Source organism: Rubritalea profundi (assembly GCF_002954445.1).
GTDB lineage: Bacteria > Verrucomicrobiota > Verrucomicrobiia > Verrucomicrobiales > Akkermansiaceae > Rubritalea > Rubritalea profundi.
Genome location: NZ_MQWA01000001.1, coordinates 3,746,041 through 3,758,483, shown reverse-complemented (window position 1 = coordinate 3,758,483; position 12,443 = coordinate 3,746,041). Strand labels below are relative to the sequence as shown.

At 48.7% G+C, this 12,443-nt stretch carries 11 protein-coding genes; 7 read left to right on the top strand and 4 right to left on the bottom strand.

Features of this window, described 5'->3' with window-relative positions; genetic code table 11:
* Positions 1–52: 52 nt before the first annotated feature.
* Positions 53–526 (bottom strand): YqjF family protein, encoded by a 474-nt coding sequence (locus tag BSZ32_RS16425; RefSeq protein WP_105044420.1) that lies wholly within the window; start codon positions 524–526, stop codon positions 53–55.
* On the bottom strand, positions 526–1,497 hold the full coding sequence (locus tag BSZ32_RS16420) for a calcium/sodium antiporter (protein ID WP_105044419.1): 972 nt from the start codon (positions 1,495–1,497) through the stop codon (positions 526–528). Before BSZ32_RS16420 ends, BSZ32_RS16425 begins: the two co-directional genes overlap by 1 nt.
* Before the next feature lie 105 nt (positions 1,498–1,602).
* On the opposite strand from BSZ32_RS16420, the gene leuB reads away from it, so the two are divergent.
* The gene (leuB, locus tag BSZ32_RS16415; RefSeq protein ID WP_105044418.1) at positions 1,603–2,712 is read left to right on the top strand and encodes a 3-isopropylmalate dehydrogenase; all 1,110 of its coding nucleotides are present in this window, start codon (positions 1,603–1,605) and stop codon (positions 2,710–2,712) included.
* Between the two features lie 173 nt (positions 2,713–2,885).
* Here the strand turns inward: leuB and nadE are convergent, their stop codons facing one another.
* Positions 2,886–4,847, bottom strand: a complete 1,962-nt coding sequence (gene nadE, locus BSZ32_RS16410) for an NAD(+) synthase (protein WP_105044417.1) — start codon at positions 4,845–4,847, stop codon at positions 2,886–2,888.
* A gap of 108 nt (positions 4,848–4,955) precedes the next feature.
* Here nadE and BSZ32_RS16405 point away from each other — a divergent pair, with 108 nt between their 5' ends.
* The gene (locus BSZ32_RS16405) at positions 4,956–5,465 is read left to right on the top strand and encodes a phage regulatory CII family protein (protein WP_206018888.1); all 510 of its coding nucleotides are present in this window, start codon (positions 4,956–4,958) and stop codon (positions 5,463–5,465) included.
* A 9-nt stretch (positions 5,466–5,474) separates the two neighbouring features.
* Here BSZ32_RS16405 and cutA read toward each other — a convergent pair whose 3' ends face one another.
* Positions 5,475–5,798 carry a divalent-cation tolerance protein CutA gene (cutA, locus tag BSZ32_RS16400; RefSeq protein WP_105044416.1) on the bottom strand — a complete coding sequence of 108 codons (324 nt, stop codon included), beginning with the start codon at positions 5,796–5,798 and terminating at the stop codon, positions 5,475–5,477.
* Positions 5,799–5,811: 13 nt separating this feature from the next.
* Between cutA and BSZ32_RS16395 the strand changes: the two genes are divergently transcribed.
* Genes BSZ32_RS16395 through dxs form a run of 5 tightly spaced genes read left to right on the top strand, consistent with a single transcriptional unit; the run spans position 5,812 to position 12,382 of the window.
* Positions 5,812–6,996 carry a two-component system sensor histidine kinase NtrB gene (locus BSZ32_RS16395; protein ID WP_105044415.1) on the top strand — a complete coding sequence of 395 codons (1,185 nt, stop codon included), beginning with the start codon at positions 5,812–5,814 and terminating at the stop codon, positions 6,994–6,996.
* Positions 6,997–7,007: 11 nt separating this feature from the next.
* Positions 7,008–8,426 (top strand): sigma-54-dependent transcriptional regulator, encoded by a 1,419-nt coding sequence (locus tag BSZ32_RS16390; protein ID WP_105044414.1) that lies wholly within the window; start codon positions 7,008–7,010, stop codon positions 8,424–8,426.
* A 9-nt stretch (positions 8,427–8,435) separates the two neighbouring features.
* Positions 8,436–10,205: an ArnT family glycosyltransferase gene (locus BSZ32_RS16385; RefSeq protein WP_105044413.1), complete on the top strand. Its 1,770-nt coding sequence runs from the start codon at positions 8,436–8,438 to the stop codon at positions 10,203–10,205.
* Positions 10,206–10,227: 22 nt separating this feature from the next.
* On the top strand, positions 10,228–10,506 hold the full coding sequence (xseB, locus tag BSZ32_RS16380) for an exodeoxyribonuclease VII small subunit (RefSeq protein WP_105044412.1): 279 nt from the start codon (positions 10,228–10,230) through the stop codon (positions 10,504–10,506).
* The gene (gene dxs / locus BSZ32_RS16375) at positions 10,481–12,382 is read left to right on the top strand and encodes a 1-deoxy-D-xylulose-5-phosphate synthase (protein WP_105044411.1); all 1,902 of its coding nucleotides are present in this window, start codon (positions 10,481–10,483) and stop codon (positions 12,380–12,382) included. Before xseB ends, dxs begins: the two co-directional genes overlap by 26 nt.
* Positions 12,383–12,443 lie beyond the last annotated feature (61 nt).

Sequence of the window (12,443 nt, the reverse complement as noted above, 5' to 3'; positions counted from 1 at the left end):
CGCTCAGTAAGCTAACATTCTAAAGTCCCTGACCTTGCGTAATAAACCTCACTCACAGGTTGATATTAGCCACAAAACGAGTGTCATCCAACTCTCTTCTAGAGGAATAAACTACCCCTTCATCTTCCAATTCACAGCGCATATTAGCCTTGAAGTAGGGTAGATGGAAAAATCTCCTAGCTGCCCAAACAGCAAGGTACTGATCAGCATCAAGACTGAAAAACCAGATGCCCGGTTTCCCATCTTTGGTGACATAAGTTCTGAGATTAAGCTCGGGAAAGTTAGAAACTCTTGGAACGGCTGGCAGGCCACGCAGCATCACATCTTCCATACGGAATGGAACCACGCTTACCCAAGCCGTTCCATCATAGAGATCGAGTTGAAGCCCGTCAGATAGTAAGCGCTCAAATAGAGTTGCCTCGACAGGCCAATGAAAGAAAGCAAGGTCCAACCATTTTTGCCGCCAGCGCGGCTTACCCTCCGGGATCGGGTAAGGCCGATGCGCAATCTGACTCAGGCAATCCATTAACCAATATTGTAACGAACAACACAGTACACAGCATAGCCGACTAATAGAATAACTCCTTCGATCCTATTGAGGCGCATTCTACTCCACATGAAAAAGAAGATACCAACTGTCACCCCCAGCATAACCATCTTGTCAAGGAGCTCAATCTCACCTTGAGCAATCGGTTTTACCATCGCCGTGATACCAATCACCGCTAAAATATTGAAAATGCATGAGCCTATCGCATTGCCCGTAATAATATCTCCCTCGCCCTTACGTACTGCGACGATAGAAGTAGCGAGCTCTGGCAATGATGTTCCAAACGCGAAGAGGAAGAGCGCGATAATCGCCTCCTCAATACCCATCGCAGTGGCTACATTTTCTCCACCTTCCACTAACCATTCTGACCCAAACTTCAACACGCCTAGCCCGACTAAAATAAACACCACGCTGATTGCCGATTTCTTAGCACCTGACTGCTGAACTGCCGCAACCTCTCCCGCACTAAACTCACCATAATCATCCCGGCCCTGCTCCTTTCGCGATTGGACAATACTCACTACCACATAAGTCACTACACAAAGAAATAAGACTCCGCCTTCAATTTGTGAGACACTACCATTCCAAAGCATACCTATGAAACCCATTGTCACCGCGATCAAGATTGGCATTTCGCGACGAATAATTTGCCGATGAATTTCAATAGGCTTCATCACTGCCGCTATCCCTAAGATGAGAGCAATATTACATATATTCGATCCGATGATATTCCCTAGAGCTACATCTGGATGGCCGTCAGCATTTGCCTCAAGACAGACGAGTAACTCAGGAGTGCTGGTACCAAAAGCCACCACAGTAAGGCCAACAACCAAAGGTGAAATGCCCATTTTGATCGCTATCTCGGATGCTCCTTTCACTAACCATTCAGCACCGAAATACAGTGCAATAAATCCAACAATAATAAGGCAAATATCTTGAAAAAGTTCCACGCCACAGAAGGTGAATACTCCTCACTCAATGTACAATTACAATATGATAGAAGATTTTTAAAAATGAGGGTTCTCAAGAGCCTAGTGCTTTGCTAAACCCCGCGCATGAACCGCAACCACAGCATCACCGTCCTCTCTGGCGACGGAATCGGCCCTGAAGTTATGAAGCAAGCGCTCAAAGTGCTGCAAGCCACATCTGACCGCTTCGACTTCACAGTAAGCACCGAGGAGTGCCTCGTTGGTGGCGCCGCTATTGATGCAAAAGGTTGCCCACTCCCTGAAGAAACAGTCAAAGCTTGCGAACAAGCTGACGCCATCCTGTTTGGCTCCGTCGGTGGGCCTAAATGGGTAAACCTCGCTCCCGATGACCAACCCGAGCGCGGTGCCCTCCTCCCTCTCCGTAAACATTTTAACCTCTACGCTAACCTTCGCCCAGGCGTTTGCCTACCCGCACTCCAGCACGCATCGCCTATAAAGAATGAGCTCATTCCGAATGGTTTTGATGTTCTTTGCGTCCGGGAACTCACAGGTGGGATCTACTTTGGCACCCCGAAAGGCCGTGATGACAACCAGGATAATCCGACTGCGTACGACACCATGGTATACAGTAAGCACGAGATCGAGCGTATCTGCCGCGTGGCATTCGTCGCAGCAATGGGTCGCGATAAACGACTTTGCTCCGTGGACAAAGCAAACGTCCTCCAATGCTCTATCCTCTGGCGCGAAGTTGCCACTGAAATGTCTAAAGAATTCCCAGAAGTAGAACTCTCACATCTCTACGTGGACAACGCAGCAATGCAGCTCATTAAGCAGCCCAACTCATTCGACGTCATCGTTACAGGCAATCTCTTCGGCGATATCCTATCAGACGAAATGGCGATGCTTTCAGGTTCACTTGGCATGCTCCCATCTGCATCCTTGGGGAACCAGAAGGACAACGGACTCTATTATGGAATGTACGAGCCATCTGGTGGCTCAGCTCCAGACATCGCAGGCCAAGGCATCGCCAACCCAATTGCTCAAATCCTTTCAGTCTCCATGCTTCTACGTTACTCACTGGGTGAAGATGATGCGGCAGATGCGATCGATAAAGCAGTCAAAAGCGTCATTGATCAGGGGCTCCGCACCGGCGACTTGTATACAGGTGCCGGCAATGAAACCAAAGTAGGCACTGCCGAAATGGGCACTGCAGTCGTCGCAGCAATCCAAGCGTAAGCTGACCCTCTATTGCTATAAACAAAAGCGCACGGAGTTCCACTCATCGCGTCTTTTTGTTTATGACTTACACTAGACGGCAATAAGTCCAGTGAAGCTGCCTATTGGAGAACACCCAAGCAGGAGGGCTTGGAGTTGTGAAATTGTCGCTTCGTGTGATTTAAGCGAGAAAACTACTCAGAAAACCCTTCTAACTCCTTCAACTCAACAGCGAAGCCACTTGAGAGGATGGGGAAACGGCACCATGTCTTGGGGTCGAGGTTTTCATCATCAACATGGAATGATGGAGCGCAGCGCTCACGCTTCCATTGATTGCGACACCAGAGTCGGAAAAACTTCAAAACCCACTCCTTCAATTGCTCGGCTGGATAATCTGGGAATAGCTCCCGAATCAGAATGTAAATAGCCAGCGGAGCTCGCTTATCTCTAATGGCTGCTCGCTCAATAGCATCGAGAACGGGATACGGCATGAGATCGCTTTCATCCGTCTGACCTTGATCAGATGGGCGCAGCTCGGCAGTCGGCTGTAATCTGTTGACGGATTTCAAGGCTGGGATCGGCTGAATCAGCTCGGAGCCCTCATTCTCTAGCCAGACTAACCAGTTGCGGAGGAAAGCTTTGTCTATTCCTCCGATGGGGCTCAATCCGCCAGAGGTGTCGCCATCCATCGTAGCGTACCCAACTGCCACTTCAGAGCGATTGCTGGTAGCGAGTAATAGTGAATTTCTAATATTAGCTAACATCCAGATCCCAGGAGAGCGAACTCGCGCCTGGATATTTTGTAGGGCCAGATCGTCTTTAGTCCAAGTAAGTTCACGGCCGATGCCATCACTAACCATTGAGGTGTAGCCCTCTACTAATGGCGCGATGAGCCAGCTTTGATAATCTGCCCCTAGGTATTCAGCTAGTTCTTTAGCGCTCAACTCGGTGGCCCCGCCGCTGTTCTCGGATGCTTGATAAACGCAGGCCAATAACTGAGACATCCATTCATCAACATTCTGCGGCAGCTCAATGTGAGGCAAACGCTCACGCACCCCTGCCTCGCCTAACTCAGCTAGAGCTAGACGCAGCCCAATATAGACGAGGCAACTCACAGCCGAGGAATCCGCTCCACCACTCAGAGACACCACGAAACCCTGCGAATAACTTTTACGTAAATAGTCGAATAAAGCTAAACCCACCGCATGCGTAAACTCTTCTTCTTTGCTCCAAGCTGACCGTTCGATATGCAGGCTGGGTGCTGCGAGCAAAAATTCTGGCTGCCAATCTGACCGCACTAGGCCAATGGGGTCACTCACATCAACTAAGCGACTAGCCGTCGAGGCGACCTTGCTGCGATTGACTTCAATATCAATCAATGCAGACACAAGTGTATGATCCATAAAACTAAATCTCTCACCATGTGCTACCAGCTCGCCTTGATTTGAAATCAGTGGACCACCATCAAAAATGACCCGTCCAGATTCATTTCCTAGTAAATTTGCGTACAAGTAGGCGCAGCCACAACTCCTCGTACCTTCATTGATAAAGCGCTCACGTAGTCGTTGCTTACCGAAAGCGAAATGACTCGCACTAGGGTTGAGTAATAAGTCTAATCCATAGGCGGAAAGAGTAGCTCCTGGACGATTTGCCGACCATGCGTCCTCGCAAATCTCAAAGCCTATACGGACACCGCTCACATCAAATAAAAGATCACCCAGTAGCACGTCTTGCCTCAAACACTGAGTCACAGCCACCTCACCACGTGGCCAAGGGTTAAACCATCTAGGCTCGTAGTGAAGTCCATCACCAGCAAGGTGTTGCTTACCCACAAGGCCTAGTAACTCACCATCTACTAGCACTGCTACTACGTTAAATAGCGCGTGATTGTGACGCCATGGGAGACCTACGCTCACCACCATACCACAGCTGTGCGGTAGTAGTTCAGCTAACACACTCTCCACGCGTTCCACTGTATTAGGCATCAAAAAAGCATCTTCGCAGCCGTAGCCTGTAACCGCCAATTCAGGGAGGCACAAAACTTGCACCCCGCTCTGCTTAGCTTCGTTGATCACGGCGATGAGGCGAGATAGATTCCCTTCCCAATCTAATGGAGTTTGATTCACACTGCCTGCTGCTACATGGATGGTCTTCATAGTTACTTAAGTTCTAAACCCACCATTTCACAAGCATTGCTAACCGTCTAGACTCGACTCTTAAAATATGATCCTTGAAAATATAAAGCTTCTTCCTAAAACAACCGTATGGAATCCCATGAAGTGTTAAAAATTGCTTTCAAAGAAACGTCCCCAAAAGTCGTCGCCTCAGAATTAGGAGTCTCGCTTTCACTCGTTTATAAGTGGGCTCAGGATCAATCGGGTCTAGGATCTGGCAGCAGAAACCCGATTGACCGCATTGTAAATATTTTCGAACTCACTGGCCATCATGCCATCATCGAACATTTAGCTGAACAATGCGGAGGTTACTTCGTCCGTAATCCCGAAAGCCACTGCAAGAAGGGATTTCAATACCTACCAGCAACCAATGAAATCGTTGGCCAGTTCTCTCATCTTCTATCGCAAATCTCAGCCGCAGCTCTCGATAACTCAATCACCAGCAATGAAGCTGATGAAATTCGTAGAGTTTGGGATCAGCTCAAAGGTTATGCAGAAGGATTTGTTCGCTGCTGCGAAGAGGGTGATTTTGAGATCATGGTCGAACAACCGGCACCGCCACAGCCGACCGTTGAGGAGCCACGAAAAACCCTCTACTAGAGCTCACCTCTAATGATAGCCCTCCATTTTATCCTGCACCCAGTTGAGGTATGACTCCGAACCCTGCGATAAAGGGAGGCTAATTACCTCAGGCACATCATAAGGGTGTTTTTCAAGCACGAACGCCTCGAGTTGCTTGTAGCGGCTCGCAGTGGTCTTAACAATGACCATCACCTCATTCTCGACTTTGACCTCACCTTTCCATTGGTAGATTGACTCAACTTCAGGGATGATGTTGACACAAGCCGCCAGTTGCTTTTCTATCAGCCCTGTGCCAATCTGACGCGCACTCTCCCTATTCGGGAAATTGATATACACTAAAATAACTTCCATTCTCACACTATAGATGAAAGACGGCTTCCTAGACAAGCTCATCACGCGCTTAGATAGATTTTCTCCCAGTGAGGTACAAAATCTGGTGAGTCGTCTGGTCCGCGATAAAGGATTTTTAGAGAACGTTTTTGAAGCGCTCAAAGAAGGTTTACTCATTCTTTCGCCCGAGGGAATCATCACATTCGCTAACCAATCGGTGCTCAATTTCTTTGGAATTGAGCACCAAAAATGTATTGGGCAGCACATCAATACAGCCATCCGCGGTTTCGATTGGAACTCTGTCGCTAGACCAGACAGTGTCACAAATAGAGATCTAGAAGTATTTTACCCAGAACAACTCACGCTCAATTTTTACATATCACCCATAAAAAGTCACATCGTAGAAAATGACGAGCATTTAGGGTATGTCATGCTCGTTAGGGATGTCACGAAATCCAAGCAAGAGGCAGCAGAATTCCTCGAGAGCGAAAAGCTCAACGCGCTCACTTTACTCGCCGCTGGTGTCGCTCATGAAATCGGAAACCCACTCAACTCTCTGGACATTCACCTGCAGCTCATGCAGCGCAAATTACGCAAACTCCCGAAAGGTGATAAAAATGAGTTAGGAGCACTTCTCTCTACCGCCCAAGGAGAAATCAAGAGACTCGACTCTATCCTCAAGCAATTCCTCCACGCTGTACGGCCCACCTCCCCCGTTAGAGAAAAACGTCAACTCCATGACATTTTAAAAACCACGCTAAGCACACTAGAGGCAGAACTACAAAGTAGGCATGCTCAAATAACTCTAGACTTAGCGGGAAGTTTACCTCTCCTCGATCTAGATGCTGACCAAATCCAACAAGCCCTCTACAATCTCATTCGCAATGCAGCCCAAGCTTTACCCGCGTCGGGAGGAAACCTCTGGATCAACACCGATACATCAGACTACGAAGTCACCCTAAGCATCCGCGACAACGGCTCAGGAATCTCACCAGAGCATATGGGATCTCTCTACGAACCCTACAAAACCACCAAGAGCTCTGGGACCGGACTCGGACTCATTGTGGTCAGGCGCATCATTCGTGAACACGGAGGTGAAATAGAAGTACAAAGTGAGCTTGATGAAGGCACTACAATCAAGCTTCACTTCCCACGAGAGGAGCGCCATCTACGCCTCCTACCAGACAATCAATCGGAAATTATCGATCTAGAACATTGATCACCTACCCTATGGACGCCACTATCCTCATCGTCGACGACGAAAAATCTACCCGAGACGGCCTCCGCATGGCTCTCGAAGATGAATTCGACTGCTACGTAGCCTCAGATATCAGAGAGGCTACAAATATTCTCAACTCAGAGAAAATAGACCTCGTCCTCACAGATCTACGCATGGGTGGAGACAGTGGGATGGATCTTCTAGATAACATACTGAAGCTTCCACATGCTCCCATAGCCATCATGATGACCGCCTATGGGTCAGTCGATACAGCGGTCGAAGCGATGCGCCGGGGAGCTTGGCATTTTGTCACCAAACCCCTCAATATTGATGAGGTGGAATTCATGATCAAACGCGCATTGCGTAGCAGATCACTTGAGTCGAATAACCAAAAACTAGAGACTGAAAACCAAGAGCTTCGTAAAAAGGTTGGTAAACAACCGCACGGGCTAGAGCCGCTCATAGGCAACTCACCAGCAATGGCGCAAATCCATGCGATGATCACACAGATCTCACCCACGAAAGCCACCGTCCTCATCGAAGGCGAATCTGGAACGGGAAAAGAGGTGGTAGCCAATGCCATCCATTCACTCAGCGGCCGCGCCAAAGACAAAATAATTACGGTCAACTGCGCAGCCCTCTCTCCTCAACTACTAGAAAGCGAACTTTTTGGCCACGAGAAAGGCGCATTCACCGGTGCCAGCCAAAGACGCATTGGTCGCTTCGAGCAAGCTGATGGTGGAACACTTTTTCTGGATGAAATCGGGGAAGTTGATCAAGCAACACAGGTCAAACTACTACGAGTCCTCTCCGAGCGCACTATCGAGCGCGTCGGATCTAACTCGACCATCAACATAGATGTAAGAGTCATTACTGCCACTAACAAAAATCTTGCGAGAATGGTCGCAAAAGGAGACTTCCGCGAAGATCTTTTTTTTAGGCTCAATGTAGTCAAGATGGTGCTCCCCCCCTTAAGGAACCGCAAAGAAGACATCATCCTTCTAGCAAATGTATTCCTCAAAGAGTTTAATCAAGAGAACAACAAACAAGTGAGCTCCATCTCGATTGAGGCCTCTAGACAAATTCAACACTATAACTGGCCAGGCAACGTCCGCGAACTGCGCACCGCCATTGAGCATGGAGTCGTCATGAGTAATGGCACGAGCATCGAATCTATCCATCTCCCTTTCAACATTCAATCCGGCGCCCATCTTATTCCGCCGTCCTCAGATGACTCAAATACCGACAGCCAGCAAAACGCACTCCCCGAGCTTCAGACATCCCCGCTCAGCTTCAATCTGCACACCCTTGAGTCAGAAATGATTCAGCAAGCATTGAAACACACAAATAATAATCGCACTGCTGCAGCTGAACTGCTAGGTATCAGCCGTCGCACACTTCAGCGCAAACTCAAAGAACTCGACATCTAACCCCAATCGATGAACGCAAAATCAGCATTCGACTCCGGCAACTTCTTCCGCCGCGCCATTTTCGCAGCCCTCCTCATCGGCCTTTTTATACTTCACACAGTATTCAGCTTTGACGGACTCACCAGCAGGACAGGCATCGATCAGGCTCAGGTTGGACGTGAAGTAGCCAGAGGGAATGGACTTACCACGAAGTTCATTCGTCCCATCACTCTTCAGCAAATGATCGAAAATGAAAAGGAAATCAACCTCCTGCATATTCCTGAAACCTATCACTCTCCACTTAATATTCTTGTTTACGCCGGCGTTCTAAAAATGGTCGGTGCCGATGATTTTGAAAACTACAAGATGGAGGTAAATGATAAGCTCTATAAATTAGACCGAATCATCGCTATCACCTGTGCCACTTTTTTCTTAATTGCTATAGGTCTCAACTACCTCCTTATTTCGCGCATATTTGATGCGAAGATAGCCTCCATTGTAGCGCTCATCATGGTATTCTCCGACTATATGTGGAAAATCACCCAGACTGGTCTACCGCAGATGCTGATGCTCACGCTGTTCTCCGCAGCGTGCTACCTAGCGTGGCGCGCCGTGGAAGCCCAGGAGGCTGAACGCAAACCGCTCGTTCCAGCTCTACTCTCAGGATTCTTTTTCGGCCTACTTGCTCTCTCTCACTGGATGACCTTGTGGATTTTCATCGGCTACTTCATCTTCGCTTGCTTCTACTTCCGCCCACGCGGAGTGATCGCTATTGGGTTAGCTCTCATCATGCTCTTCTTCATTGCTGGCCCCATCATTTTCTATTGGACTCAAACGGGTGACGCTAAGGGAACAGCCTTCCATGCCATTCACGCCGGAGGGGCAGATAATGCCATGCGCCAGTTTGACGGAACTTTCAACGTCAAGGGCATCCTTGCTAGAACTGCACAATCAACACTCTTGCAGATCTCCAATGTTCACAACTACCTGGGTGGACTCATACTCGCTCCAGCATTCTTCCTTTGCTTAGCTCACCCGTTCAAGCGCTCCAGCATCGCTATTTTCCGATGGAACATACTCATTATGTGGATTTTCGCCTCGATAGGCATGGGTATCTATGGACTTACTAAGAGCCAGCTCGACCCAAACCAACTCCACCTCTTATTTGCCCCACTCATGTGTGGCTACGGAATTGCTCTCATTAGTATTATTTGGTCGCACTGCCCATTAAGCCAACAAGCGGGCTTCCTCGGCAACCTACATATTGCCGTTATTCTCTTGATAACAGCCGCACCACTCATACTGCACATCAAGCAATTGAGTGACAATAAGCGTCCCAGCACCAGCATAAACGGAGTGGACATGTACAGTCTCAACGGGCCATTACACAAGGTCACAGATAACGAGGACATCATCATTTCCGACCAACCATGGGCTGTGGCTTGGTATGCTGATAGACACGCAATCTGGCTACCTCAGTCCTACGATGACTTCTCTAAGATTGAAGCCATTGCAGAGGGAGGCAATCCTATCGCAGGACTACACATTTCCAGCATGAGCTACCGCGGCGAGGATATCCAGACATCGCTCTACAAGAACCGTGACCTCGCAGCATTGGCCTATATCCCATGGATTACTTACTTCACACGCAACGAAAGCGCGTCCATTATGAGTAAAAATGCAAGTATAGCTCCATTGATTGACCCACAAATCGGAAGATACCCGCACAAAGCTTCACTCTCCGGACTTTTCGAACCATCCACCTACTACTCTCGCACTAAAATACGTGTGAGAAACTAAGCAAACTTCACCTCTTTTCATCATGCCAAAGAAATCAACGCCATCATTCGAGGAAGCCATGGAAGAACTCGACAGCCTCGTCAACCAAATGGAATCAGACCAACTCCCTCTCGAAGAACTGATTAGCCACTACGAGCGTGGTGCCAAGCTACTCTCTGAATGTGAAACAACTCTCACATCAGCAAAAAAGCGACTTGAAACTATCAAAAATGGTGGCACCAAAGGGTCCACTAAAACGGCCTCAAAACCATCCAACAACACCCCATCATCATCAGATGACGATGAAATCAGACTCTTCTAAATCACCAGAACCGCTTCCGCGCCTACTCTCTACGATCCAATCTCCAGTAGACCTCAAGAAACTCCATAGATCAGATCTTCCCGAGCTAGCTCAGGAAATCCGTGATGTTCTGATTTCTAGGCTTTCAGTTACTGGCGGTCACCTCGGACCGAACTTAGGTGTAGTAGAGCTCTCAATCGCGCTTCACTACGTCTTCGACTCTCCGACGGACAAATTCACCTTTGATGTTTCCCACCAGGGATACGTCCACAAGATGCTCACGGGGCGCGCTAGCGAGATTCACACCATCCGCACTCACGATGGACTCAATGGTTACCTGCTACGTACCGAATCCGAGCACGATTGCTATGGAGCGGGACATGCAGGCACAGCCGTATCCGCAGCGCTTGGAATGGCATCTGCACGCGATCTAGCGGGTAAAGATTTCGACGTGGTCGCCGTCGCAGGCGATGCAGCCTTCACCTGTGGAATCACGCTTGAAGCCCTTAACAATATTACAGACACGACCAAGAAGTTTATCGTTGTACTCAATGACAATGAATGGTCGATCGACAAGAATGTTGGAGCCCTAGCTAGACACTTCAATGGTCTCCAAACAAGTGCCACCTACTCATCTGTTCGCAGTAAAACCGCTGACATCGTAGAGAAATTTGGAGGCATGGGTGCGCGCAAGCTCGCCCACAAGCTTGAGCAAGGAGCTAAGAACTTACTCGCACCCAGTGTCCTGTTCGAAAAATTTGGCATTCGCTACTTCGGCCCAATCGATGGTCACAATATCGGGATATTGGTCGACACTTTCGAATATTTGCGCGATCAAGATGAGCCCGTCGTACTTCATATCATCACAGAAAAAGGACGTGGCTACACTCCAGCACTCGACAACCCTGGGAAATTTCATGGGCTTGGTGCCTATAAGATTGAAGATGGTTCGACTGCTGCGGCTAGCCTCCCAACATTCTCAGAAATTTTCGGACGCAAGCTCACAAACTTCGCAAAAAAGGATCCTAAAATCACCGCTATCACCGCAGCAATGCCTGGTGGCACAAAGTTAGACATCTTCAAGGATGAGCTCAACGAGCGCTATTTCGATGTAGGTATCGCGGAAGAACACGCAGCCCTCTTTGCCTGCGGCCAGGCTTGTGAGTCATTTCGCCCATTCCTTACGATATACTCTACATTCATGCAGCGCGCCTACGATATGATCATTCATGACATGGCGCTGCAGTCACTTCCAGTAAGGCTCTGCATGGATCGCGCTGGCCTTTCTGGTGACGACGGCCCTACTCACCACGGACTTTTTGACATCGGCTACCTTCGTGTCGTCCCCGGCATCATCCACATGCAGCCAAAAGATGAAGACGAATTCGTCGACATGCTTTGGACAATGGCAAATTATGACGATGGCCCGACAGCTATCCGCTACCCACGTGGTGCGGGTGTTGGAGCTAAAGTAAAGGACGAGCCAGCGCTCCTCACTATCGGTGAAGCGGAGCTTATACAAGAAGGCACTGACGTCTGTCTTATCGGGCTTGGTCATCTCTTCGAGTTGGCTGTAGAGGCCAAAGATAAACTTGAAGCCCAAGGGTATTCTGTCTGCCTCATCAATCCACGTTGGATCAAACCTCTTGATGCAAAGCTAATCACTGAAAAGGCAGCACAATGTAAAGTTGTATGCACCTTTGAGGATCACGTTCTGCCTAACGGGTTCGGAGCGAGTATCATTGAACTTCTTAGCGATGCCGACATCCCAACAAAGGTCGAGCGCATCGGCTGGCCCGACGCATTTGTCGAACACGGCAAAGTAGATATCCTCAGGGAAATTCACGGTATCACAGCCGAAAATGCCATCCAACTCGTGAGCAAACATCTCGGGTAAATCGTACGAAAATTGTAACCCATCAAAAGGCGCAGACTTCTGCGTCTTTTTTTGTTTTTCA

Bases quoted from the DNA above. Each gene is read 5' to 3' on its own strand.
- BSZ32_RS16425 (WP_105044420.1), bottom strand. From the start codon at position 526: ATGGATTGCCTGAGTCAGATTGCGCATCGGCCTTACCCGATCCCGGAG.
- leuB (WP_105044418.1), top strand. From the start codon at position 1,603: ATGAACCGCAACCACAGCATCACCGTCCTCTCTGGCGACGGAATCGGC.
- nadE (WP_105044417.1), bottom strand. From the start codon at position 4,847: ATGAAGACCATCCATGTAGCAGCAGGCAGTGTGAATCAAACTCCATTA.
- BSZ32_RS16405 (WP_206018888.1), top strand. From the start codon at position 4,956: ATGGAATCCCATGAAGTGTTAAAAATTGCTTTCAAAGAAACGTCCCCA.
- cutA (WP_105044416.1), bottom strand. From the start codon at position 5,798: ATGGAAGTTATTTTAGTGTATATCAATTTCCCGAATAGGGAGAGTGCG.
- BSZ32_RS16395 (WP_105044415.1), top strand. From the start codon at position 5,812: ATGAAAGACGGCTTCCTAGACAAGCTCATCACGCGCTTAGATAGATTT.
- BSZ32_RS16390 (WP_105044414.1), top strand. From the start codon at position 7,008: ATGGACGCCACTATCCTCATCGTCGACGACGAAAAATCTACCCGAGAC.
- BSZ32_RS16385 (WP_105044413.1), top strand. From the start codon at position 8,436: ATGAACGCAAAATCAGCATTCGACTCCGGCAACTTCTTCCGCCGCGCC.
- xseB (WP_105044412.1), top strand. From the start codon at position 10,228: ATGCCAAAGAAATCAACGCCATCATTCGAGGAAGCCATGGAAGAACTC.
- dxs (WP_105044411.1), top strand. From the start codon at position 10,481: ATGACGATGAAATCAGACTCTTCTAAATCACCAGAACCGCTTCCGCGC.